The 25,890-nt window shown below is 36.9% G+C and carries 22 protein-coding genes; 8 read left to right on the top strand and 14 right to left on the bottom strand.

From position 1 onward, the window contains the following. Positions 1-95 precede the first annotated feature (95 nt). The 5 genes from EKM02_RS03610 to EKM02_RS03590 form a co-directional block, all read right to left on the bottom strand. The gene (locus EKM02_RS03610; RefSeq protein ID WP_234423148.1) at positions 96-1,037 is read right to left on the bottom strand and encodes a DMT family transporter; all 942 of its coding nucleotides are present in this window, start codon (positions 1,035-1,037) and stop codon (positions 96-98) included. A 1-nt stretch (position 1,038) separates the two neighbouring features. Further along, a complete protein-coding gene (locus EKM02_RS03605) occupies positions 1,039-1,842 on the bottom strand; it encodes an SDR family oxidoreductase (protein ID WP_126452172.1) in 804 nt (267 codons plus the stop codon). A gap of 11 nt (positions 1,843-1,853) precedes the next feature. After that, entirely contained in the window at positions 1,854-4,172 is a 2,319-nt protein-coding gene (locus EKM02_RS03600) for a M28 family peptidase (protein WP_126452329.1), read from the bottom strand. Between the two features lie 99 nt (positions 4,173-4,271). Beyond that, entirely contained in the window at positions 4,272-4,622 is a 351-nt protein-coding gene (locus tag EKM02_RS03595) for a hypothetical protein (RefSeq protein WP_126452170.1), read from the bottom strand. Continuing rightward, positions 4,619-6,148, bottom strand: coding sequence for a bifunctional GNAT family N-acetyltransferase/carbon-nitrogen hydrolase family protein (locus tag EKM02_RS03590; RefSeq protein WP_126452162.1), 1,530 nt, complete (start codon positions 6,146-6,148; stop codon positions 4,619-4,621). The genes EKM02_RS03595 and EKM02_RS03590 overlap by 4 nt, the downstream gene beginning before the upstream one ends. 178 nt (positions 6,149-6,326) lie before the next feature. Between EKM02_RS03590 and EKM02_RS03585 the strand changes: the two genes are divergently transcribed. Beyond that, entirely contained in the window at positions 6,327-6,659 is a 333-nt protein-coding gene (locus EKM02_RS03585; protein ID WP_126452160.1) for a single-stranded DNA-binding protein, read from the top strand. Between the two features lie 295 nt (positions 6,660-6,954). Here EKM02_RS03585 and EKM02_RS03580 read toward each other — a convergent pair whose 3' ends face one another. The 5 genes from EKM02_RS03580 to metG all read right to left on the bottom strand — a co-directional run bounded on the left by EKM02_RS03580 (position 6,955) and on the right by metG (position 12,809). After that, a complete protein-coding gene (locus tag EKM02_RS03580; protein WP_126452158.1) occupies positions 6,955-7,461 on the bottom strand; it encodes a ferritin in 507 nt (168 codons plus the stop codon). Between the two features lie 36 nt (positions 7,462-7,497). Beyond that, the gene (locus tag EKM02_RS03575) at positions 7,498-8,127 is read right to left on the bottom strand and encodes a chloramphenicol acetyltransferase (RefSeq protein ID WP_126452156.1); all 630 of its coding nucleotides are present in this window, start codon (positions 8,125-8,127) and stop codon (positions 7,498-7,500) included. A gap of 166 nt (positions 8,128-8,293) precedes the next feature. Further along, positions 8,294-9,553: an OmpA family protein gene (locus EKM02_RS03570; protein ID WP_126452154.1), complete on the bottom strand. Its 1,260-nt coding sequence runs from the start codon at positions 9,551-9,553 to the stop codon at positions 8,294-8,296. 284 nt (positions 9,554-9,837) lie between these two features. Beyond that, complete coding sequence (locus EKM02_RS03565; protein ID WP_126452152.1) at positions 9,838-10,530, bottom strand: HAD family hydrolase; 693 nt, start codon at positions 10,528-10,530, stop codon at positions 9,838-9,840. 206 nt (positions 10,531-10,736) lie between these two features. Further along, positions 10,737-12,809 (bottom strand): methionine--tRNA ligase, encoded by a 2,073-nt coding sequence (metG, locus tag EKM02_RS03560; protein WP_126452150.1) that lies wholly within the window; start codon positions 12,807-12,809, stop codon positions 10,737-10,739. Positions 12,810-13,205: 396 nt separating this feature from the next. On the opposite strand from metG, the gene EKM02_RS03555 reads away from it, so the two are divergent. Then, positions 13,206-14,753 carry an aldehyde dehydrogenase family protein gene (locus tag EKM02_RS03555; protein ID WP_126452148.1) on the top strand — a complete coding sequence of 516 codons (1,548 nt, stop codon included), beginning with the start codon at positions 13,206-13,208 and terminating at the stop codon, positions 14,751-14,753. Between the two features lie 292 nt (positions 14,754-15,045). Here EKM02_RS03555 and EKM02_RS03550 read toward each other — a convergent pair whose 3' ends face one another. The 4 genes from EKM02_RS03550 to EKM02_RS03535 form a co-directional block, all read right to left on the bottom strand. Continuing rightward, positions 15,046-15,771, bottom strand: coding sequence for a metallophosphoesterase family protein (locus tag EKM02_RS03550; protein ID WP_126452327.1), 726 nt, complete (start codon positions 15,769-15,771; stop codon positions 15,046-15,048). A 274-nt stretch (positions 15,772-16,045) separates the two neighbouring features. Beyond that, positions 16,046-17,185, bottom strand: a complete 1,140-nt coding sequence (locus EKM02_RS03545) for an ATP-binding protein (RefSeq protein WP_126452146.1) — start codon at positions 17,183-17,185, stop codon at positions 16,046-16,048. A gap of 246 nt (positions 17,186-17,431) precedes the next feature. Beyond that, the gene (locus EKM02_RS03540) at positions 17,432-18,184 is read right to left on the bottom strand and encodes an SDR family NAD(P)-dependent oxidoreductase (RefSeq protein WP_126452144.1); all 753 of its coding nucleotides are present in this window, start codon (positions 18,182-18,184) and stop codon (positions 17,432-17,434) included. A 49-nt stretch (positions 18,185-18,233) separates the two neighbouring features. After that, positions 18,234-19,106 carry an aldo/keto reductase family oxidoreductase gene (locus EKM02_RS03535; RefSeq protein WP_126452142.1) on the bottom strand — a complete coding sequence of 291 codons (873 nt, stop codon included), beginning with the start codon at positions 19,104-19,106 and terminating at the stop codon, positions 18,234-18,236. 212 nt (positions 19,107-19,318) lie between these two features. On the opposite strand from EKM02_RS03535, the gene EKM02_RS03530 reads away from it, so the two are divergent. The 6 genes from EKM02_RS03530 (at position 19,319) to EKM02_RS03505 (ending at position 25,873) form a co-directional block, all read left to right on the top strand. After that, entirely contained in the window at positions 19,319-20,323 is a 1,005-nt protein-coding gene (locus EKM02_RS03530; RefSeq protein WP_126452140.1) for an AAA family ATPase, read from the top strand. Between the two features lie 80 nt (positions 20,324-20,403). Continuing rightward, entirely contained in the window at positions 20,404-21,267 is an 864-nt protein-coding gene (locus tag EKM02_RS03525; protein ID WP_126452138.1) for a DUF58 domain-containing protein, read from the top strand. Between the two features lie 17 nt (positions 21,268-21,284). After that, positions 21,285-22,916, top strand: a complete 1,632-nt coding sequence (locus EKM02_RS03520; protein WP_126452136.1) for a hypothetical protein — start codon at positions 21,285-21,287, stop codon at positions 22,914-22,916. Then, positions 22,916-23,917 carry a vWA domain-containing protein gene (locus EKM02_RS03515; RefSeq protein WP_126452135.1) on the top strand — a complete coding sequence of 334 codons (1,002 nt, stop codon included), beginning with the start codon at positions 22,916-22,918 and terminating at the stop codon, positions 23,915-23,917. The genes EKM02_RS03520 and EKM02_RS03515 overlap by 1 nt, the downstream gene beginning before the upstream one ends. A 128-nt stretch (positions 23,918-24,045) precedes the next feature. Then, positions 24,046-25,080: a vWA domain-containing protein gene (locus EKM02_RS03510; RefSeq protein ID WP_126452133.1), complete on the top strand. Its 1,035-nt coding sequence runs from the start codon at positions 24,046-24,048 to the stop codon at positions 25,078-25,080. A 46-nt stretch (positions 25,081-25,126) separates the two neighbouring features. Then, positions 25,127-25,873: a tetratricopeptide repeat protein gene (locus EKM02_RS03505; protein ID WP_126452131.1), complete on the top strand. Its 747-nt coding sequence runs from the start codon at positions 25,127-25,129 to the stop codon at positions 25,871-25,873. The last annotated feature ends 17 nt before the right edge of the window (positions 25,874-25,890 follow it).

Below are 25,890 nucleotides of genomic sequence, written 5' to 3'. Positions count from 1 at the left end.
ACAGAGACGTAGCTTCAGTCCAGAAAAAAATACAGGTATAAAAATTATCTTGTAGTATAAAAAAGTCCAATTTGCTCAAGCAAATTGGACTTTTTTTATTCTGTTTTGATACTGTTTTTTCGGGTTCTTCTCAACGAATAATTCACCAGATACAACCCAAACAACGTAACGCTTCCACCTATGGCTATTGCGGCGTTAAGGGTTTCGCCAAAGATAAAAGCACCCAGAAGCACAGCAATAATAGGATTAATATAGGAATAAACAGTGCTAATTTCAGCAGGAAGATTTTGAAGCGCATAGATAAAGGCAATGAAGGTAAGTATGGAACCAAAAACAACTAAATAAGCGATAGACCACCAGGAAGCAGCAGGAATTTCGCTTAATTTGACGGAAATTCCAGTTGCGCCAGTGTAGGCAAAAACTAAAATACTAGAAATAAACATTTGCAGTCCCAAACTAAAATACGGATTAAAAGTGGCTGCTTTTTTCTTTGTGTACAAGGTGCCAAATGCCCAAGTTAAAGTAGAAATTATGGAAATGATTATTCCAAATCTGAAACTAGGTATCAAAAAATCACTCAGGTGGTCGTAAAAAATCACACAAACCCCACTGAAACTGATAATCAAACCCACAACTGATACTCTGGATAATCGTTCGCCTCTAAAAAAAGTAATGATCACAATCCATAAAGGAACACAAGCACCAATAATTGCGCCTAGACCACTACTGATATACTTGACGCCCCAAGTGCTTAATCCGTTGCTTAAAACAAAATTAAGAATGCTTAGAATGATGATCGTTTTCCATTGTTTTCCCTTTGGCCAAGGCGCCTTTTTAAATAAAAAATAGGAAATATACAGGAATCCTCCTAAAAATTGTCTGATGGCGACAAGTTGTAAGGCGGGCATGTGTTTCACGCCCTCTTTAGAAGCAATCCAGGTAGTTCCCCAAAAAAAACTGACCCAACACAAAGCCAAAATTGGCAGTCCAATAGTGTCTATTTTGGACGAAACGGCATTCTTAATTTTAGTTCTCACATTACAAATTTGGTTTCGTAAAAGTATACTTTAAAACCGTTTCTATGCGAGCACTCAAAATTATTTTTCCAGTTGAATTTTCTTCTGAATTAAATTTTGGCAAAGCTAAATCCAGATCCTTCGCTTTTTGGGTGTAGTACTGTTCTCGAGAAGGATGAAATGGAGCCACTGCATTGAAGGTTTCATTCCATGAATCCGTTTCAATAATTTTTTCAATGATTCCAATACAATCGTCTTGATGAATTAAGTTAATGGTTGCATTAGGGTTATCAAGATTTTCTCTGCCTGCCAAGAATTTTACAGGATGGCGGTCCTGGCCAATTAATCCGCCAAAACGCAATACCGTCGTTTTAAAATGACTGTTGTTTTGCAAAAGCTGTTCTGTTTCCAGTAATTGTTTGCCGCTTTCCGTATCCGGTTTTGGGATAGTTTCTTCAGTAACAAAAATAGCTTCATCATTATAAACAGATGTCGAACTGATGAAAAGTACGTTTTCAACAGAAGATTTTTCGATAGATGGAATCATATTTCTAATCTTGGCAACAAAGTTTTCTTGCGCTAAACCACGAAGTTTTGGTGGGACATCAATGATTAAAATTTTAGAATTTTCCAGAAAATCAGAAAGGTTTCCTTTGGTTTTATTTTCTGAAAGCGCAATTAAGAAAGGAGCGATTCCGGTATTTTTCAATACGTCTAATTTCGCTGTAGAAGTCGTCGAGCCCTTCACGGAAAATCCTTTCGAAAGTAAGGCTTTCGCCAAAGGCAAACCCAGCCATCCGCAACCCAGAACACTAATTTTTATCATTTTTTCAAAAATTAATTGAATTTCAAACTGTCTTTCACTACTGCTAAACTATCTTTTACAACAGGATTTGTTACAGTAGTCTCCAAAATATTCACAACAACCGGACTCGCTTTTATTTTTTGCCTAATGACAACCGCATCGTTCAAAACAAAAGGGGTTGGCATCATCCAGTTTTCTCTTTTTGTGATTTCAAATAAAGGATTGGAAAGTAGATCAAAAGAACTTTCTAACAGTTCCATGTTGAACGCAGTTGCAGCATTAAAACTAAACTGCAATTCTAAAGGGGCATTTCCTACCACATAATAGCTCAGGATTTTTTTTCCTTTGCGCTGGTAAATTGAATTTTTCCGACCTAGTGTAGTCACGCCATTGGCTTTGAAATTATGAAGTATCATTTTTTCATTGGCAAAAATGTCATAGCGATTAACGTTTCTGTTCGGGGAAATTTTTATTTTGACATGTCTTTGATTTCCTATAATTCGGTCTTCCAGAAATGCGATAGTTGGTTTCGGAATCGCTTTTTTAGGTGCTTTGGCAGCATAGGTAAAACCAGAATTGTATTTGCTGAACAACGGAATTTCGTTCAAATTGGTTGCCTTTTTCGGGTTTACACCCAAATAGCCTGTGGTCCAGGAATCGAGATTGGTGTCATACGTGGCCCAATTGGCTTGATCTGTGTCAGCATTATAAAGGTATAATAAACTATTTGACTTCGCTTTTCCGGGTTTGTATCCCGACTCTAAATGCGCTTTCGCAAAAAAGCCAATGGAAAGCAAAAGCAGGAGTATAGACCAGATTCCCTTTTTGGCGAAAGCCCCAAAAATAGGCAGCAATAATCCGAATAGCAATACCGTAAGAAGGGCACTTCCAAACAATACCTTTAGTCCCAAACCGATAGGAAACATTTGGATAAAAGGAGCTATAATGATCAAAGCAGGAATGCTAAAAATAAGATTTAATGTTTCGCTTGATTTTTGAGTCACAATGAAAACCCCAAAAAGGAATAGACCAAAGTACACCGGAATAATCAAGAATCCAGCTCCCGGTAACATAAAAGCTATGATGGCATTAATCACAATCCAAATAAATAATGGCGCTACATAATGATTGATGTTGACTTTACGACATGAAAATAAATGATAAAACACCATGCTTATTGCTAAAGCCAGCAGTACGAAAGCAGCTATGTAAGCATGTCCGTTATAGGTAAATCCGTTCAGCAAATCCGTGTATTGAGGATAGACGAGCAGCAATCCTTTCCATCCAAAAAAGGTAATTATTCCCGTTGCCGTCAGGGAACCAAACAGCGGAATGAATCCTTTTACAATTTCTCGGGCTGATATAAGGCGTTTGGCTCTTCCTATAAATAATAGCGAAAGAAACAACGCTAAGGCGAGTAGAACCATAGGCAAAACCCAACTGAAAGGATAGCTTATAAAAGTGTATGGAATGGTAAAATAGACATACTCTTCACTGGATTGCACCGCATTTAAATCCGTATTGGAAAAATAATTTAACAACGGTATTAAATATGAACCCTGATGAGCCAGCGTATTTTTGTTTAAATGCTGGATGTCATCCTGAGCGGTATGGTAGTTAAAATGGTCATCAATAAATGCAAAGTTATAGCCCTGAATATCGCCTTGTTCCCTAAAAACGGTCAAATCAGTGTCGTTGGGTAACATTTTATAAATGCTGTACATCAAGGAATTAGATACTGGAAAAGTCGCTTTTGCAGCAGCAAACTCTTTTACTAATCCTGCATTTCCATTGTTAGTTTCCATCAGCATGTAGCTGGGGCCGGAAGAACCACGGGCTTCAAAATTGAGTACCAGTCCCACTTGTTTTGCCCATTTATGTTGGGTTACAAAAAGTGCAGCACCATTAAGTCCTAACTCTTCTGCATCCGAAAACAAAATAATAATATCGTTTTTATGCGGGGTTTTATTGTATAAAAAAGCCCGAACACTTTCCAGAATTGTAGCTACACCGGAACCCGCATCACTAGCTCCAGGCGAGTAGGAATGGGGTGCGCTGTCATAGTGTGAAAGCAACAACAAGGCTTTGGAACTATTAGAACCTTTGATACGAGCCAAGATGTTTTTTGATTGTACCAGATTTCCCCAGTCACTTAGCGTATAGCCGGTTTGAACAGAAGTCTGCAGTCCTAACTTTTTTAGCTCTTTCAGGATGTAATTTGCGACCACTTCATGATTGTCGGAGCCTACATAATGAGGTTTTTTTGAAATGGATTTGATGTGATTCAAAGCCCTTTGGGTCGAAAACTCAGTAAGGGACCCTTGATCATTGGAAGTCCATTGCGGCATCATCGTAAAGTAGATTAACGCTAGGGTTACTGAAATAAACAAACCGGCAAAAATGGAGAAATAATCTTTTTTCATGGTAAGTAAGTGGATTTGGATGCGGTGTTAAATGTCTTTTTTGACTAGCATGTAATACTCATTGTCTAAAACTAAATACCCCTGATCGTACAGGAAATAGTAAGTATTTCCTGTTTTGGTTCGCAGAATATTAGTAAAAAATTCAAAATCAAAACCTTTGCTTAATAATTTTGCGCGGGTGGTTTTTGATTTTCCATCGGGATTAAGTTCAATTAGAATGCGGTAATTTTTGCGTAACTTATTGTTGATGTTGCGCATAAAATTAGTGCTGTCTTTGTTCATTTTATTGTTGTAGGCGTTGCGACAACCGTCACTGCAAAACTTTTTATCTTCACGGCCTACAATTTTCTCTTCACATTCTAAGCAGGTTTTTGTCATGGATTTATTTTTTTGATATCGTATAGATCAGTTCTACGGTCTTTTAGAATGCGTACGCTACCGTGCTCGTGAAGCTCTTTCAGTAAATCTAAATCTACGTCTACAATGAGTGTCATCTCGGTATTTGGGGTTGCTTCGGCTTTGATTCCATTACTTGGAAAAGCAAAATCAGAAGGTGTAAATACTGCTGATTGCGCATATTGAATATCCATGTTGTTTACTTTAGGAAGATTTCCTACACATCCTGCTATGGCTACATAACATTCGTTTTCAATCGCTCTGGCTTGTGCGCAATGTTTGACTCTGGTATAGGCGTTTTGAGTATCTGTCAAGAACGGGACAAATAAAATATTCATGCCTTCATCTGCCATTAATCTAGAGAGCTCCGGAAATTCAACATCATAACAAATCATGATGCCTATTTTACCACAATCGGTATCAAAGGTCTTAATTTGTGATCCTCCAGTCATCCCCCAGTGTTGTACTTCGTTTGGAGTAACATGAATTTTGGCATACATTTCTGAAGTTCCGTCTCTCTTGCATAAAAAACCCACATTGTAAAGCGTGCCGTTTTCTAAATGAGGCATACTTCCTGTAATAATGTTGATGTTGTACGAAATGGCTAGCTCCTGAAAGCGTTTGCGAACAGGCTCTGAATGTTTGGCTAATTCCCGTATGGCTTCTGCCTCGGACAAATGATTGTAATCCGCCATCAACGGAGCGGTAAAGAGTTCTGGAAATAATGCAAAATCACTGCCATACCCGGAAACGACATCAACAAAAAATTCACATTGTTCAAATAAAGCTTCCAGATTGTTCAGTTGGCGCATCTGCCACTGAACGAGTCCCAGGCGGATGACACTTTTCTTGAGGTTTATTAATTTAGGGCTTTCGTCGTAATAAATATTATTCCATTCTAGTAAAACGGCAAATTCTTTAGAATCGGTATCGCCTTCCAGATAGTTTTTCATGACCCGGATTACGTGAAAATCATTGCTCAGCTGAAAAGAAAGCACAGGGTCGTGTAGCTCTTTTCTTTTTACTTTTTCGATATAATTTTTAGGAGTGAGGGTTTTGGCGTGTTGCCCATAATTTGGAATCCTGCCGGCAAAAACAATTGCTTTCAAATTCAATTGTTCACATAGTTCTTTACGGGCGTCATACAAACGTCTTCCTAGGCGCAGTCCTCTGTAGCTTGGATGAATAAACACATCGATTCCATACAAGACATCCCCTTGTGGATTGTGGGTCGAAAAGGTATATTTTCCTGTTATATCAGAATAATTATGGTTTTTGTCTACTAAGCTTTCATCCACAATTAGCGATAATGCAGAGCCTACAACTTTGCCGTCTACTAAGATTACGAGTTGGCCTTCCGGAAAAATGCTCAATAATTTTTCAATATGATGTTCTCTCCAATAGGAACCTACCATTTCCGGATACGATTCTACCATTGATTTTTTGAGCTCTTTATAGTCTTCAATCGCTAGATTTCGTAACTCTACTTTGTTTATTTTGGCTTGCATGAAATGATGATTTTATCAAATATAGCTAAAATTTACCAATTACAAACGGTTACAAATAGTTACAACCGAAAGTAAATAGTTAACAACCGATTACCTTTTAGCAATGATCGCATCTTTGCCCTGTTGATTTGAAAGACCAATTCAACAAACATACACTAACATTTAAATAGTATACGCCATGAGCACATTAAGAAACAAAGTACAGTTAATTGGACATGTTGGAAATGATCCGGAAATTAAATCATTTGACGGAGGAAAAAAACTAGCTAATTTTTCGTTAGCTACAAATGAAAGCTACAAAAACGACAAAGGAGAAAAAGTAGAAGAAACCCAATGGCACAAACTCGTTGCTTGGGGAAAAACGGCTGAAATCATAGAGAAATATGTTACCAAAGGAAAAGAAATTGCCATTGAAGGAAAATTAACCCATAGAAGTTATGACGATAAAAATGGAGAAAAACGTTACATCACTGAAGTTGTCGTTGATGATGTTTTGCTTTTAGGGAAATAGGCCTTTCAAGGCGAAGCAATAAAATAATGCCCTCTGTCTCAGAGGGCATTTATGTTTTGAATCAGGATACTTTTTTTAATAAATCAAACAACGGACACCGCTTACAGCGATTGTCTTCCCCTTTTTTGAATTTTTTGCAACATTTAGATTTGCAGTTTTCTGCAATCTTAATGGTTTTAAGGATTTCTTTTTGATTCTTTTTCTTTCCCTTTTTTTTCTTTTCCAATTTTTATAAAGAATTAAAAACTAGGGCAAATGTATATTATTTTTATCTGTTCTAAATAAATTTTAACATTTAAATAGCAGGTTTGACAAGCACCACTTGTTGTAAGTCTCTGTCAAATAAGTATAAACCGCCTTTGTCATCTCCTATTAAGTTGATTTTGTCCAAAATAGATTTTGCGGTCGCTTCTTCCTCAATTTGTTCGGCAACATACCATTGCAGAAAGTTATGTGTGGCATAATCTTTTTCAGAGAAAGTGATGTGTACCAACTCATTTATCGAATCCGAAACAAAAATTTCATGTTTATAAAGTTCCTCAAACATATCTTTGAAGGTTTCATAAGTGATTTTCGGGGCTTTTAAGTCTGTTATTTTTGCATGCCCACCACGCTCATTAACATACTTGATTAATTTGAGCATGTGAAGGCGCTCTTCGTCAGATTGGGTAAACATGAATTGAGCAATTCCTTCCAGTCCGCTCACTTCAGCCCAACACGCCATAGAAAGGTAGGTTTGCGAGGATTCTGCTTCAATGCGAATCTGTTTGTTTAGGGCAATTTCAATATTTTTAGATAGCATAATTTTCTTTTTAGTAAAGTTAAATAAAATAAGTGACTACTGATTCATCAATTCCTGAAAACAATCCACAAATTGTCCCAGATGAAAACCGTCCATTAATCCATGATGTACATGAACAGACATGGGCATGGTTCTTTTGCCACTAGGGGATACTTTCATTTTGCCAAAAGATATTTTTGGACAGCTGTCCGGAAAGGAAAAACTTCTAGCATGGGATAAAGAGGAAAAATCCAGCCACGGAATTGCTGAAAAATGGATCACGTTATCCTCCTCAAAAGTTCGGGTAAAAAGTCCTGTTGTGGTTTGAATGCGGGCAATCTCTGTAGCGGCGGTCGTTTTGAAAACTGCAAAATCAGCATTGTATTCGATTAAAGAAAATCCGAAAGTGCCGTCCTTCCTACCGATTGTAGCCGAAGCATTAATTTGGTCACAAATATATATTTGGTCCTCTGAAACTCGATATTTAAAAGATTCAATGGTATTTACCGCTACTAATGTTTGGTGTAAATAATAATTAAAAAAAGAAGAATTTAGTGCTTTTGCAGCTGCATAAGCTTTTGTACAATCAATTTCGACAGTAGCTCCAAAAAAAGGTTCTTCAAATTGTCTGAAAAAATGAAAATGTTCTTTTCTAGGCCAATTTTCTATATCTAAAAGGGTTCTCAAAATGGCGGGATTTTATTTAAAGTTCAAAAGTACAGCTATTCTTTGTGAATAGTTTAGGAGGTAGTTGATTCTCTATTCTAAAATGGAACAGTTAGAAAAGGTTTAGTTCTAAAAAAAGCCCTAAAGGAATTTTCCTTTAGGGCTTTTTTATAAGTAAGTATGAAGCTTATTTTACGGAGAACGTAACTCTTCTAACTAGTTTTCTTGCATTTACTGAATTTTTATCTACCGAGGTATCTTCACCGTTTGCAACAACATTCAATCTTGATGCATCAATGTTAGCTTTTACCAGCGTAGTTTTAACATGGTTAGCTCTTGCTGTAGATAATTTATCATTGTAAGCAGATCCTCCTAATTCATCAGCATGACCAATAATGTCTACTGAAGCAGAAGGATTGTCTCTCAAGTATGTTAAAATAAAACTAGTAGCTTCTGTAGATACGTCAGTTGGTCTTGATTGATCAAAGTTAAAATAAACAGCAACATAACCACCATTAATTAAACTTTTAATTAGTTCGTTATCATATACAACGTTACTATCAGGGGTTTTGCTAGCATAATTCTCTAGGACGTAAGCTTCTGTAGCATCAGGAACATTGTTGTTATTTTTATCAATTGATCTTCCTTTGGTGTCAACCAAAGCTCCTGCAGGGGTGTTTTCTTCTTGATCTAAATAATTAGCTACGCCATCTCCATCCGTATCTAGCATTTTATTTTCGATAGCCATAAATCTTGCGTCAATTGCATCAAATTTACTTTCATGATCGATAACCCAGTCCGCATGTTTTTCGTTTTTACCTAAGTAAACTGTTAAACCTACTGTACCATTAAAAAGAGTCCCCGAGAAACCTCTGGCTTCAGGCGTAAGGCTGGCATTATCAAAAGCAGTATTTTGACCAAAATTCATTATTGTCGTGAAATCTCCTGTCAAGGCAAGTCTGTTTGTTAGTTTCACTTGTGCAGTTACACCGGCAATAAAGTTACCCATTTTGTCTTGGATGTGATTATTGTCATTTCTCAACTGCGCATAACCAAAACCAGTATGACCTAATAAACCAATTGTATTGGTCCAAGTTTCAAAATTCATAACCCTTCCTAAGTTAGCTACAGCTTGTAAATTTGCTCTGTAGTACTGAGTATCGAAATTAATAGATTCCTTTTTTGCCTGAAAACTGTTGTATCCAACGTCAGCCTTTAGACCAAATTTGTTGTTGAACATATATCGAACTCCTAGATCAGCAACAAAAGGACTGGGTGTAGAGGTAAAATAACCGGCAGTCAGAGGCTGTTGTGGTTTGTTAAAACCACCTGCAATTTCGATAGACCATTTATTAAAGTCAATTTCAGTATTTTTTACAGTTTCTGTTTGAGCGCTTAAAGTTGTAATCGCTGAAGCAAAAACTAACGTAAGTATGATTTTTTTCATCATGTTAAAATTTAAAGTTATTACAAAATTACAGTACAAAAATGGAGGATAGCCGGTAAAGAGTAAATTATATAAGGATTCGTTCCAATTGTAATAAACAATGTACTAAAATTGGCATTTTTTAAATGTTTTAAAGCGTTTTTGATACCTCAAAATAGGTATTTATATGCTGAATTTGTGTCTTTTTTACTTAAAAAAGAGGTTTAAAGGGGCTAAATTTAAGACAGAACAGATCCGACAAATGCACTCGCATACTCTAATTTTAGCCAATTGGATTGGTGGATTTATCGTAATTCCAATCGTTTTAAAACGTCTGTTATTTTTTTGAAAGCAATGAAATTTTCGTGTTCTATTTTATGGTCAATTTTTTCATGTGCCCAAGTGGTATGAAACGGAATGTGAACGGCATGTCCGCCAATGGCTAAAACCGGAAGTATATCTGATTTTAAGGAATTGCCAATCATAAAAAATTCCGAAGGTTGTATTTCCAATCGTTTGATGAGATCGGAATAATCTTTTTCCTGTTTGTCTGACATCACTTCTATATGGTGAAAATAATGTCCCAAACCAGAATTGTGCAATTTTCGGCGTTGGTCTAATAAATCGCCTTTGGTAGCTACAACCAATTTGTATTTTCCGTTCAATGCGTCTAAAGTTTCTTGAACACCATCCAATAAAACGATAGGTTTCTCCAGCAGTTCTTTTCCATATTGAATAATTTTTTCGATTATTTCAATAGGAATGGTATTATTCGAAATAGTCATCGCGGCTTCAATCATCGAAAGAATATAGCCTTTGATTCCGTAGCCGTATAATTTCAGATTGTCAATTTCGACCTTGAAAAGTTCTTTAGAAATTCCCTGATGCGATAAATAATCTTCCATCAAACCGCAGAATTTTTTCTCCGTTTCATCAAAGTAGGTTTCGTTGATCCATAAGGTATCATCGGCATCGAAGGCAATTACTTTTAAGCTCATATTTTTTTATTTACCGTGAATTCGCTAATTAAGTAAGTCGAAAGTTTAAAAGTCGTAAAGTCAAAAGAATTAACTTTAAGTAAAACAGCTTTAAATCAGATTGTTACATAATTTCGCCCTGATTTTAAAATACGACATTATACCATGGTTATTACTTAATATATTTAAGATTACATATTAATTAGCAAATTTGCGGTTGTTTTTTCTTAATTTATAGTCTCTCCATTGGCAACGTCATCGGTATCCGGATTTACAAAAACCAGTTTCCCTTTGGCATTGGTGGTCATTAAGATCATGCCCTGACTTTCTACGCCACGAAGGTTTCTTGGAGCCAAATTCACTAAAACAGTAACTTTTTTTCCTATTATATCTTCGGGCTTAAAACTCTCCGCAATTCCTGAAACAATGGTGCGCACGTCAATTCCAGTATCTATTTTCAAAATCAAAAGCTTGTTCGCTTTTGGCATTTTTTCGGCTTCCAAGATTGTTCCAACACGGATATCCATTTTGGCAAAATCCTCAAATTGAATCGCTTCTTTTTGTGTCTCTGTCATTGCGAGGGACGAAGCAATCTCTTCCTTATTAGCCGTTTTAGTCGCCTCTAATTTGTCAATTTGTTTCTGGATTTCCTCGTCTTCAATTTTGGCAAACAATAATTCCGCTTCTCCAATTTGGTGTCCAGCTGGAATCAAATCAGAGTTTTGAGCAACAGTATTCCAGTTTAACGGGCTTTCTATTTTTAGGATTCTTGATAATTTTGTAGCTGTAAACGGCAAGAAGGGTTCGCAAAGTGAACTCAACGCAGCCGCAATTTGCAACGCAACGTACATTTGTGTCTGCACGCGCTCCGGATTGTCTTTGATTACTTTCCAGGGTTCTTCGTCGGCTAAATATTTATTTCCTAAACGAGCCACATTCATCAACTCGCTCAACGCTTCCCGGAATCTGTAACGCTCCAGAGAACTTGAAATCACCGCTGGATACGCTTTCAATTCCGTCAAAGTAGCTTCGTCCACTTCCGAAAGTTCATTTGGAGTAGGTACAATTCCGTTGTAATATTTATTGGTTAAAACTACCACGCGATTAATGAAATTTCCGTAAATCGCTACCAATTCATTATTGTTTCTCGCCTGAAAATCTTTCCAGGTAAAATCATTATCCTTCGTTTCTGGTGCATTTGAGGTCAACGCATAACGCAACACGTCTTGCTGATTCGGGAATTCTTCCAAATATTCGTGCAGCCAAACCGCCCAGTTTTTTGAAGTCGATAATTTATTTCCTTCCAAATTCAAGAACTCATTTGCAGGCACATTGTCCGGCAAAATATAACTTCCTTCGGCTTTCAACATCGCTGGGAAAATAATGCAATGGAAAACAATATTGTCTTTCCCTATAAAATGAACTAGTTTCGTGTCTTTATCTTTCCAGTACGGTTCCCAATCTTTTCCTTCGCGCAAAGCCCATTCTTTTGTAGAAGAAATGTAGCCAATAGGCGCATCAAACCACACGTATAATTTTTTTCCTTCGGCACCTTCAACAGGAACGTCAATTCCCCAGTCCAAGTCACGAGTCACTGCACGAGGCTCGAGTCCACCGTCAATCCATGATTTTACTTGTCCGTAAACATTCGGTTTCCAGTCGTTTTTATGTCCAACAAGAATCCATTCTTTCAGGAAATCTTCATAACGATCCAAAGGCAAAAACCAGTGTTTCGTTGCTTTCATAATTGGCGTTTCGCCTGTAATGGTCGATTTTGGATGAATCAAATCCGTAGCATTCAACGTAGAGCCACATTTTTCGCATTGATCGCCGTAGGCTTCTTCGTTGCCACATTTTGGACACGTTCCCACCACAAACCGGTCTGCCAAAAATTGATCCGCTTTTGCATCATACAATTGCTCGGTCACTTCCTCAATAAAATCACCTTTATCATACAGCTTTTTAAAAAATTCGGAAGCCGTATCATGATGGATTTTAGCCGAAGTTCTGGAATAATTATCAAATGAAATTCCAAAATCAGAGAATGATTTACGTATAATTCCGTCATATTTATCGATTACTTCCTGTGGTGTAATACCTTCTTTTTTTGCTTTCATCGAAATCGCCACGCCGTGCTCGTCACTTCCGCAAACAAACAAAACGTCTCTTCCCTGCAATCTTAAATATCTGGAATATATGTCCGAAGGTACGTAGACACCCGCCAAATGGCCAATGTGAATTGGGCCGTTCGTATAAGGCAATGCCGCTGTAATTGTATATCTTTTTGGATTCTGTATCATGATTCTATTTTATAGAGCACAAAAATAGGCAATCCAATTTTTATTTGGAGCTATTTCCCACTATCCCTTGCAAATATATTCACGGAACTTCGCAGGAAATAAAAGTTAAGATAAGTAATTGTTCTGTTTTTAAGATAAAATAGAATAGATTTACAACTATCCGGGATTAAAACCATAGTGTGTATTCGATTTTATTTTGCCTACCAATAACAAGGAACCTCAAAAGAACCTCAAAAGAAGATCATTTGGATAGAATTCTGAGATCTATAAACGGATTTGTTCTATAAAAAACAGATTTTGGATCCAAAGAACAAAATAAAAGTAGCAATGTTTAGTATTTGACGTTAAATCAATATATTTGTAAATAATATAACAATTTTTAATAAAAAAGTTACAATGATAACAATAGCAGATCAATTCGGAATCAAAGATGCCCTTAAGCAATTAGGGATTGAGGAGGTAAATGAAGGAACATCAACAGGAGCAGCTAATTTTGCCAATGGAAAAATCATCGAAAGTTATTCACCAGCAGATGGGACTTTAATTGGAAAAGTAAAAACGTCTTCTAAGGAAGACTATGAAAAAGCAATGCAAAAAGCTTCGGAAGCATTTTTAGAATGGCGTATGGTACCCGCTCCTAAAAGAGGAGATATCGTTCGCCAGATGGGAGATGAATTAAGAAAATTCAAAGAGCCACTTGGAAAACTAGTTTCTTATGAGATGGGAAAAAGCCTTCAAGAAGGATATGGCGAAGTGCAGGAAATGATAGATATCTGTGATTTTGCGGTGGGATTATCACGTCAATTGTACGGATTAACCATGCACTCTGAAAGACCTTTGCACCGGATGTATGAGCAATACCATCCAATAGGAACGGTTGGAATCATTTCAGCGTTTAACTTTCCGGTAGCAGTTTGGAGTTGGAACGCTATGATTGCTTGGGTTTGCGGTGATGTTGCCATCTGGAAGCCAAGTTCAAAAGTACCTTTATGTGGAATTGCTTGTCAAAATATCATTAAAACAGTGTTAAAAAGAAATAACGTTCCTGAAGGCGTTAGTTGTTTAGTAACAGGAAATGAATCCGGAGACTTAATCAATAATGATAAGAGAATTTCGCTGGTTTCTTTTACAGGATCAACTAGAATAGGTCGTCACGTATCAAAAACTGTGGCCGAACGTTTTGGAAATACTATCCTTGAATTAGGAGGGAACAATGCCATTATCGTTTCGGAACACGCGGATATCAGTATGGTATTAGTCGGAGCGGTTTTTGGAGCGGTAGGAACAGCAGGACAGCGTTGTACCTCAACCAGACGTTTAATCATTCACGAAAGTGTATATGACAAAACGATCAGCGTGTTGAAAAATGCGTACGGACAATTGCAAATAGGAAATCCATTGGATGAGAATAATCACGTAGGACCGCTGATCGATAAAGGTGCTGTTCAGGAATATTTGAATGCGATTGAAAGCGCTAAAAAAGAAGGTGGAAAAATTATTGTTGAAGGTGGTTTGGTTGAAGGCGAAGGATATGAAAGTGGTTGTTATGTAAGACCATGTATCATTGAAGCTGAAAACCATTTTAACATTGTGCAAACAGAAACTTTTGCTCCTATTTTATATGTAATGAAATACAGCACGATTGAAGAAGCGATTGCGTTGCAAAACGGAGTTCCACAAGGACTTTCTTCTTCTATTTTTACAAACAGCATGAGAGAAATGGAATTGTTCCTTTCTCAATCGGGTTCTGATTGTGGAATTGCCAACGTAAATATTGGTACTTCAGGAGCTGAAATTGGTGGTGCTTTTGGGGGGGAAAAAGAAACTGGCGGCGGACGTGAATCGGGTTCTGATGCATGGAAAGCCTACATGAGAAGACAAACTAATACTATCAATTACGGAACCCAATTGCCATTGGCACAAGGAATAAAATTTGACTTGTAACCCCAAAATAGAATTAACTAAAAAAGGTAATTTGAATATTTCAAATTGCCTTTTTTAGTATTACAAATTCCTTGCAAACTTATTAAAAAACCTGCAATAATCTTTGTGATGTAATCTAACCTGTCAACACATCGGAAAAAACAAAACCTTTTCTAAAGCAATAATAAAATCCAAAGTGCCCAGAAAAATATATTTGACTTAGACGATCTTTTTTTATTTTTTATAGTTCGTACAAGTGTTAATGTGGCAGTAATAGATCACTTTTAAACACAGGTTTAAAAAAATAGGATATCTAATTTCTTCCTTTTTCGTCAAAATACAATTGGTTCAAAGGTTCACTTTGCCAAAACTCCTTGGTGTCAACATCCATAATAGTCAATGGTCCTTTGAAGGCTGCTCCGGTATCCACATTCCAAACATTTGCCTTTTGAACGGGAGTCGTTTCACCTATTCGGGTGACAGGCGTGTGACCAATATAGATTTCATTATATAAAGTAAAGCGTTTTGGGTAAAACGCATGGTCGGTTTTCATTGTCGTGTCTAATGCCAAGGCCGTTTCCCATAAGGTTCTGTCCCAATAGAAAAGCCCGGGAAAATATTCAAAGTCAACACCATTCATATTCGTAAAACCGGCATGGACAAAAAGCCGTTGTTGCTCGTCCAGATGAAAATTTTCTAATGATTTCAGGAATTCAATGTGTTTTTTCTTGGTTTCTAAGCCAACCGTTTCGTAGGCTAAAACAGTTGCTTCTCCACCATGTTTGTGCCAAAGCAGATTGTCTTTGCTTTCGCCGAGCCATTCCAGCAATAAATCATCATGGTTCCCACGTATGCAGATGCAGTTTTGTTTGGTTTTCAGAGCAATGATAAAATCTAGTACTTGAGGAGATTGACTCCAGCCATCGACGTAATCTCCCAGAAAAATCAGGGTGTCGTTTTTAGTAACGTTGGCTCTTTCCATAATTTGGTGCAATGCTCGCAAACCACCGTGGATATCGCCTATAACAAGTGTTCTCATGTACGGGTTGTTCATTTATTAGTCTAAAAACAGCAAGAAATACGAGCTGTCTTTCAAGGTATAAAATTAAGTAAAAGAGTGGTGAAGTACTACTTTTTAACTTATTTTTTTAACTAAAGTTAAAGGAGCTCTTTTTTAAAAATTCTGATTTTTATTGCAAATAACAGGGCTAAATTCCTCAAATCTCATTTTAAAGTAAAACTTAAAATATCACTACTTTAGGGGCTTATTTTACTTTTCAGGACATTTTAAAAATAAATAAATCAACAAAAAATTACTGCACATCATATTTCATCTTTCTCAAAATTCGCAACGCTTCCTTGAACGATAAATACACGTGGTTGAAAGGTTTCAACAGTACTTTGGCATCTATTAGCTTTTGTTTGGCTTCTTCAAAACCGTTGAGGTAGCAAATCATGAATGTTGAGGGTAAATTCTCTAAATCTTTTTCTTCTCGTTTGCTTAACGAAAGTCCTTTTTGGAGTTTGTTCAGCAAAGCAATATTGGCATTATAAATATGGAACAGCATTTTCTTGTTGAATTCCGGTGGTTGAAAAAGCATCTCTCTCTCAATTTTATAATAACCATTGTCATGAAAATGAATCGTTTGTTTTTCTAAAGGATAATAACTCGTTTTATCATTCAGACCCAAAGGAACATATTCAATAATGGTAAAAGTATCTTCGTCAAAAGTAATTTCGACCACATCCTGAGCCGAATAGAACAGCTTGATTTGTTCGTTGATCAATTCAATATCCACGCGGGATAAATACGTTTTATCACGGGATTTTTTTGCAATTCCTGCCCAGCAAATCACAAATAACTCCTTGAATACTTTATACTTTGGTGACATGTCTTTGTGGCGTAAATTCATAAAATCAATCACGCCATCAAGTGTGTATTCAATGCTGTTTCGGGAGTTGTTTTCAATGCCAATTACGGTTTCCGTATTCTGATAATTCTTTTCAATTTCGCCTTCAACCGGCGTCGTGTTGCTGCCTCTTCGGATAAAAATACTGTTGGCAGGAATCGTGTGAATTCCTTTTTTGAAATAGGAGGTGTTGCTTTTTGGCTTGATTGTTACCAGTCCGATAACCTTGTCCTTTGGTAGATTTGGAAAAGGTATATTTTCATATTGAATTTTGGGTGGATTCTCCAGATAGGCATTCACTAAATTCTGAATCCGACTGTCATCAAAAAAATCATCCCCCACAATAGTATTGTCTTGGTCTTCAACCCCCACTACAATATAGGAGTTATTCATAGGGTTTGAATTGGACAGCGCGCAAATGTGTTTGAGAAACTTGGCTTTTCCTTCCCGTGTATGCAAATTTAACTGGCGCTTTTTGTCATAAAAACTACTTTCATCATTGTGAGCAAGCAGGTTTTTAATAAGAATGCGTTTGTTGATCATTGGTACTGTTTATTATGTATTTTTATTTTTCAGTGTTGTTAAAGACATATTTGTTGATCCTATTTTGATCCTTTTCTATCAGAATATTTTAATAAACTACCGCTAATTCGCAGATTTTAAAATTAATTAGAAAATCTGCGAATTAGCGGTTGCATTTTTAACTGTTGCATTTTTTGTTTATTCCCTTTTATAAATATAATGATAACTCGATATATTGTAGTTTTTTATACTAAATAATGGGGATAATCAATTCCTTTTTAAAATAGTAGCAGCGGCTTGTGCGGTTGGCAACACCATCAAATCGGCAATATTTACATGGTACGGTCTGGAAACTACAAAGTGAATAATGTCAGCAATGTCTTCAGGATGTAATGGCTCAAAACCTTTGTATACATTGGCGGCTCTGTCTGTATCGCCTTTGAAACGCACTTCACTGAATTCTGTTTCCACGGCACCGGGATTAATGGCTCCCACCCGGATTCCATAAGGATTCAAGTCCATTCGCATAGCTTGGTTTAAGGCATCAACAGCATGTTTGGAGGCACAATAGACGTTTCCGTTTGGGTATACTTCTTTTCCGGCGATGGACCCAATGTTGATAATATGACCTGATTTTCGTTCGATCATTTGTGGGATTATGGCTTTTGAGACATACAAAAGTCCTTTTACATTGATGTCAATCATAGCATCCCAGTCGTCTAAATCTCCTTTTTGAATGGGGTCTAAACCATGTGCATTTCCGGCATTATTAATCAAAACATCAATTGTCGCAAAGACTTCCGGAATAGAATTGATGCTTTCGAAAACCGCTTTTTTATCTCGAACGTCAAAAGACAACGTATGCACTTTGGTAAATGCTGAAAGCTCCTTTTTGAGTTCAGTCAATCGGTCCTCACGGCGTCCGCAAAGAATAATCTGATAGTTATTTTTAGCTAATATTTGTGCTGTTGCTTTACCAATTCCGCTGGTGGCTCCGGTCACTAAGGCTGTTTTAGTCATGAAATTTTTTTCTTTTTTGATTCTAAAGTTGTTGAGTTGAATAGGGATTCTAGGCTACATTTGTTCCCATACTTGCTGCCCAAATGGCAAACCAATCTTCTTTGTCTAATTCTAATTCAACGGCTTTCATCAAGGATTGGATTCGGGCTACATTTACCGTTCCGGCAATAGGAATTACTTGAGCAGGGTGTTTTAAAATCCAGGATAGCAAAATCGAGTCGGAGCCCAAATGGTATTTTGAAACTAAGGTCGCCAATAATTTTTTTAAGCGATGGGTTTGCGGAATATCTTTTCTGAAAACAGATCCAAGTGGATTCCAAGACATAGGCCGAATGTTATTGGCCTGCATATAATCAAAACTTCCATCCACCATCGGTTCGAAATTAGTGGCCGAAAATTGGACTTGATTGTACAAGACTTCTGTTTTTTGACCAATTAATTCGGTTTGTGTAGAAGTGAAATTAGAAACTCCAAAATCGATGATCTTCCCTTCTGATTTTAGCTTCAAAACGGCTTCGGCAATTTCATCCGGCTGCATCAAAGGACTGGGTCTGTGTAGTAAAAGCACGTCTAAATAATCGGTATGCAGGTTTTTTAAGGAGTTTTCAACGGACCAGATAATGTACTCTTTTGAATATTCATAATGTTTGATCGTATTGTTCCGGTTTTCGGTCACCATTTGGATTCCGCATTTGGATATCAATTGCATTTTTTCCCGGTCAATACTGCTGGCTGCAAATGCTTTTCCAAAATCAGACTCGGTGGTGTAATCCCCGTAGATATCAGCATGGTCAAAAGTTGTGATTTTATTTTCTAAACACACATTAATCATGTTTTCCATTTCTTTGGTATTGAGATTTTTATCCCAAATCCCCCAGTTCATGACGCCTGCTACAATGGGTGATAATTTAGTTTTATTCATGTTTTTTATTTTTTATTAAAATGCGTAAATCTTCAAATTCGAAATATATTTTTCAAAGTTCTTAAAAATATAAAAATTGTATCATAATTCGGCCTTAAAATTAAGTCTTTTGTCGAAGTTTTAACCATTTTTTAACATCTTACTTCTAAAAAAAAATTCAATTTGCACCTTCAAAACGACGGCATTAAATTCAAGGTTTTAAAAATAATAAAATGGAAGAAAATACAGCGGCTTTAGACATCAGAGCAATCAATGAAAAAATTGAAAGAGAGAGTGCTTTTATAGACCTTCTCACAATGGAAATGAACAAGGTTATTGTAGGTCAAAAGCACATGGTGGAGCGTTTGTTGATTGGACTTTTGGGTCAGGGTCATATTTTATTAGAAGGAGTTCCCGGATTAGCAAAAACATTAGCGATCAATACGCTTTCACAAGCGGTACATGGCTCTTTCAGCAGAATACAATTTACGCCGGATTTATTGCCTGCGGATGTTGTGGGAACAATGATTTACAATATTAAGCAAAATGAGTTTTCGATAAAAAAAGGACCAATTTTTGCTAATTTCGTCCTTGCGGATGAGATAAATCGTGCACCTGCCAAAGTACAATCCGCCTTACTGGAAGCCATGCAGGAAAAGCAAGTAACTATTGGAGACACTACTTTCAAACTAGACCGTCCATTCTTGGTTTTGGCTACTCAAAATCCTATTGAACAAGAAGGAACGTACCAATTGCCTGAAGCTCAGGTGGATCGTTTTATGTTGAAAACGGTTATTGATTACCCAAAAATGGAAGACGAACGTTTGATTGTTCGCCAGAACCTGAAAGGGAGTTATGAAAAAGTTAATCCAGTAGTTTCAGTAGAGCAAATCTTGCGCGCACAGGAAGCCGTTCGGGAAGTATACATGGATGAAAAAATAGAGAAATACATTCTGGATATCGTTTTTGCCACACGGTACCCGGAGAAATACAAATTGGCTGATTTGAAACCGTTAATCAGTTTTGGAGCATCTCCTCGAGGAAGCATCAATTTAGCAAATGCTGCAAAATGTTACGCTTTTATCAAACGTCGCGGTTATGTAATTCCAGAAGATGTTCGGGCGGTAGTGCATGATGTATTGCGTCACAGAATTGGTGTTACCTATGAAGCAGAAGCCGAAAACATTACTTCGGTTGATATTATTAACAAAATTGTAAACGAAATAGAAGTACCATAAAAGTGAATAGTAAAAAGTGAATAGTAATTAGCCTTTTTTGGTTGCTACTCACCACTCACTTCTCACTAATTACCAAAGAAATGGATACAAAAGACCTCTTAAAAAAAGTACGCAAAATAGAAATCAAAACCCGAAGATTGAGCGATCACATCTTTTCAGGGGAATACCACACATCTTTTAAAGGGCGCGGAATGACGTTCAGCGAGGTGCGTCAATACCAGTTTGGAGATGATATTCGTGCTATTGATTGGAATGTTACGGCGCGATACAATGAAGCGCACGTAAAAGTGTTTGAGGAAGAACGGGAATTGACCATGATGTTGATGGTGGATATATCAGGATCAGAAAGTTTTGGTTCGAAAAATCAATTCAAGAAAGATATTGTTACGGAGATTGCGGCAACAATGGCTTTTTCAGCCACACAAAACAATGATAAAATAGGTTTAATTTTGTTTTCTGACGCAATCGAATTGTATATTCCCCCAAAAAAGGGAAGGTCGCATGTATTGCGCATCATCAGGGAATTGATCGAATTTCAGCCCAAAAGCCGTAAGACAGATCTTGCCCAAGCCTTAAAATTTTTATCGGGAACCCAGAAAAAGAAAGCTATTGTGTTTGTAATTTCTGATTTCATGTCGGAAGAGTATGAACATACATTAAAAATAGCCTCTAAAAAACACGATATAACTGGGATTCGCGTGTACGACATTCGGGAAGAAAAAATGCCAAATTTAGGGATGGTTTCTATGCTTGATGCCGAAACCGGAGCAATTGAATTGATAAATACCAGCTCGAAAGCAGTGCGAATGAATTATGAAAAACAGTACCATAATAAAGTAACCTATTTTAAAGAAACATTCAGTAAATCAGGTTCAGGTGTGGTAAACGCCAGAGTTGATGAAAGTTATGTGACTAAATTGCTTAGTTATTTTAAATCGAGATAAGGGTTCAATAATAAAAGATGAAAAAACAATTATACCTACTATTATTGCTGCTTTCTACGGCTGTTTTTGCACAACAAAAGCAAGTAGTCACAAGTATTGATACAATTAAAAATAAAATTGGTGCCGAATTTAAATTATCCATAAAAACTACTGTTGATACTTCGTCTAAGGTCATTTTTCCAAACTTAAAAAACCTTGGCGCTTTAGAGGTGATTCAGTCGTATCCTATTGATACGGTCAAAATGGACGGCCGTTTTGAATTAATCAAGAAATACGGGTTGACCCAATTTGATTCTGGCAGATATGTGGTTCCAAGTATTAAGATTTTTATCAACAGCAAACCGTTTTTTACGGATTCGCTTTTGGTTGAGGTAGCGAATGTTCAAGTGGATACTTTGAAACAAAAAATGTACGACATCAAGGACATTGCTCCTGCGGATAATTCAATTGGAGATTGGTGGAAATACCTGCTGATTGTTGCTTTGATTGGTGGTATAGGAGCGTGTATTTATTGGTTTATTAAAAAACGACAAGAGAAAAAACTACACAAAGAAATTTATAAAACGCCTATAGAAAGAGCGACTAGTTTGCTAGATTCTTTGGAGAAAAAAGAACTTTGGCAAAAAGGAGAAGTCAAAGCCTATTACAGCGAATTGACTGATATTGCCCGAAATTATATTGAAGAAGCCATAGAAATTCCAGCCATGGAAAGTACTACATCAGAGCTGATTCTTGGACTTAGAGCGGCTTCTGTCAAAAAGAAAATGACGCTTTCGAAGGAAATTATCGAAAATCTGGAGCGTGTTTTGAAACAAGCCGATTTAGTGAAATTTGCCAAATCGAAACCATTGGATTTTGAAATAACCGAAGACCGAAATAAAATTCAAAAAGCAATTTTAACCCTGGACAGCTCCATTCCGCTGGAAGTTCCAGAAGCAGAAGAGACACTGTTGAATGAAGCACAAAGACAAAAACAAATTCAAATTCAGTTGCGCAAACAAAGAAATAAACGGATTCTTACGGCCAGCGCTATTGTACTATTTTTATTGGCAGCGACCACCACTTTTTTTATTGTTACCAAAGGGTTTAGTTATGTGAAAGACAATATCATTGGTCATCCTACAAAAGAATTGTTAGAAGGCGAATGGGTAAAAAGTGAATATGGAAATCCAGGAATTATCATAGAAACACCAAAAGTACTCAAGAGAATAGATCTGACTAAAACGCTTCCTAAAAATGGAATGGCATTGATTAAAGAGATGCAATCGTTTGTGTATGGTAGTGTTTTAGATCGTTTTTATGTGATGGTTTCTACGTTAAAATTCAAAGCAGAAACGCAAATTGATTTGGCTAAATCGATGGACGGGATATTGCAATCATTAGAATCCCAAGGAGCTCAAAATATGATTGTTAAACAAGAAGAATTTGAAACCAAAGAAGGGGTCAAAGGGATTAAAGCCTACGGCACTTTTTCCCAAGTTGATGGCGGTGATACGACAGGTGTAAAAATGTACTATGAAGCAGTACTGTTCAGTCAGGAAGGTGGATTACAACAAATTTTACTTTTTCATGAAGAAGGAGATACCTATGGCAATGAAATATCAGAACGAGTTTTGAACTCGGTCGAATTAAAACAAGCAAGTAAATAATGGATAAAATAACTTTTTTGAACCCAGAATTTTTTTGGCTGTTTCTACTGATTCCAGTTGTGATTGTTTGGTTGCTTTGGACAAAAAACGAACAGATCGCAACATTAAAAATTAGTTCTATAGCAGGATTTAAAGGCGCAGAGTCGTATTTGACAAAGTTAAAGCCACTGTTGAATGTATTACGGGTTTTGGCATTGTGTTCTTTAATTGTTGCCATGGCCAGGCCAAGAACGGTGGATGTAAGCAGTAGAACAAAAACAACTAAAGGAATTGATATTGTTATGGCAATGGATGTTTCTGGGAGTATGCTGGCCAAAGATTTGAAACCAAACCGAATGGAAGCATTGAAAAGAGTCGCAGCTGATTTTGTTAAAGAACGACCAAATGACAGAATAGGATTAGTGGTGTATGCCTCGGAAGCGTACACAAAAACACCGGTGACCAGCGATAAAGCAGTAATCCTGAATGCGATTAGCAGTATAAAATACGATACTGTTTTGCAGGACGGAACCGGAATTGGGATGGGATTAGCCACTGCCGTAAACCGATTAAAAGACAGTAAAGCCAAAAGTAAAGTAATTATTCTTTTGACAGATGGTGTGAATAATGCCGGATTCATTGAGCCGGAAACAGCCTCAGACATCGCCAAGCAATATGGAATAAAAGTATACACAGTAGGAATTGGAACTAACGGAATGGCCATGTTTCCCTATAAAATAGCACCTAATGGAACGTTTTTATTCCAAATGATGAAAGTGGAAATTGACGAACAATTAATGAAAAGTATTGCCAGAAAAACGGACGGAAAATATTTTAGAGCCACCAGCAATAGCAAGCTTGCCGAAATTTATGCCTCCATCAATAAACTGGAAACTACAGAAATAGAAGAATTAAAATTCTATGATTACGATGAAAAATTCAGGCCTTTTATATGGTTCGCCGGTTTTTTGTTGTTGCTGGAAGTGGGACTAAGGAATACAGTTTTTAAAAGCTTTATATAAAATCCCCACCCCAGCCCTCCCCGAAGGGAAGGGAGCACGAACTGGAATATTGGAATTAGAATTACCAAGTTTAGAATTTTGATTTAGGGTAAAATCTAAGATCAAAATTCATAAATCTAAAATTAAAAATGGAATTAGACGAAAAAAAATATTTATACCTTCTTTTTATACTGCCTCTTTTAGTGTTGGTTTTTCTGGCCAATTTATATTGGAAAAGAAAGAAACAACGCGAGTTTGGAGATTTAGAAATGGTAAAAAAATTAAGTCCGGAAAGTTCCGTTTTTAAGCCAGTATTAAAAATAGTCGTGCTGATTTTAGCTTTTCTTGGACTGATTTTTGCTTTGGTAAACCCAAAGATTGGCACCAAGATGGAAACCGTAAAACGGGAAGGGATTGACATTGTTTTTGCAATGGATGTTTCTAAAAGTATGCTAGCTGAAGATGTTGCGCCCAATCGATTGGGCAAAAGCAAGCAAATTGTCTCACAAATCATCAACCAGCTAGGAAGCGATAGGATAGGTATTGTGGCGTATGCCGGAAGTGCTTTTCCGGTTTTGCCAATCACTACGGATTATGGAGTGGCCAAGATGTTTTTGCAAAGCATGAATACCGAAATGGTTTCTTCGCAGGGAACATCGCTGGATGAAGCCATAAAATTATCATCCACTTATTTTGACGATAAAAGTAAGACCAGCAAATTATTGATTCTGATTTCTGATGGGGAAGATCATTCTGAAGGAGCCGAAAGTGCTGCTGAAGAAGCCAATAAATTGGGAATGAAAATCATTACAGTAGGAATTGGAACCGAAAAAGGAGCTACAATCCCATTGAAAAGAAACGGTGTTGTAACAGGTTTTCAAAAAGACAATAACAATGAAGTCGTGATCACTAAACTTAATCAGACCAGTTTAGAAGCCATTGCAAAAGCCACAAAAGGAGGCTATGTAAACGGAAATAATACCAAAGAAGTGCTGGAGTACATCAAGAATGCTTTGGATAATATTCAAAAAACCGAATTTGAAGCGACGGAAATGGCGGATTTTCAATCGCAATTTCAATGGTTTTTGGGGTTTGCCTTCTTGCTGTTATTTGTGGATGTCTTTCTGTTGGAGAGAAAAACAAGCTGGGTTAAGAAATTGAATTTATTTAACGAAAATAAATAATTATTTCCTAAAGGTTCTTAACCTTCTGGATTTATAGATACAATAAATGAAAAGATTTAAAATTATCATAATTGCTTTTTTAATGATTGCTTTCTGCGGAACGGCCGGTTTGTACGCACAACAAAAAGACCGAATTTTGCCTAAAGCAAATGCAGAATATGCGGAAAATAAATTCGCAGAGGCAGAGGCTAATTACAGAATTTCGGATTCAAAATTCCCTAATAGTACCGCTGCGTCCTTCAATCTTGGAAATAGTATTTACAAGCAAAAGCAGTCTGGAGAAGCCAAATTTGCGTACGCCAAAGCATTTAAAAATTCAAAAACGAGACCTCAAAAACACAGAGCCCTGCATAATTTGGGAAATGTATTCATGAATGAAAAGGATTATACTCAGGCGGTAGAAGCGTATAAAAACGCCTTGCGAAATGACCCAACCGATGAGGAAACCCGTTATAATTTTGCTTTGGCCAAAAAAATGCTGAAAGACAATCCGCCAAAGGATGACAAGAAAAAAGACGACAAGAAAGATAAAGACAAGAAAGACGATAAAAAGGACGAGAAGAAAGACAAAAAAGAGGAAGATAAAAAAGACGATAAAGGCGATCAGGACAAAGATAAAAATGAGCCAAAACCCAATGAAAATGGGGAGCCAAAACCAGCACCTGGAGGTGTCTCCAAGCAGCGTCTGGAAAATTTACTAGATGCTGTAAATAGAGAAGAAAAGAAGGTTCAGGATAAGGTGAATGCCCAGAAAGTAAAAGGAAAACCAGTTAAAACGGAGAAGGATTGGTAATTCAATTAGACAGTTTG

This window comes from Flavobacterium sp. RSP49 (assembly GCF_003968735.1).
Taxonomy (GTDB): domain Bacteria; phylum Bacteroidota; class Bacteroidia; order Flavobacteriales; family Flavobacteriaceae; genus Flavobacterium.
This window is presented reverse-complemented; position numbering and strand designations above follow the sequence as displayed.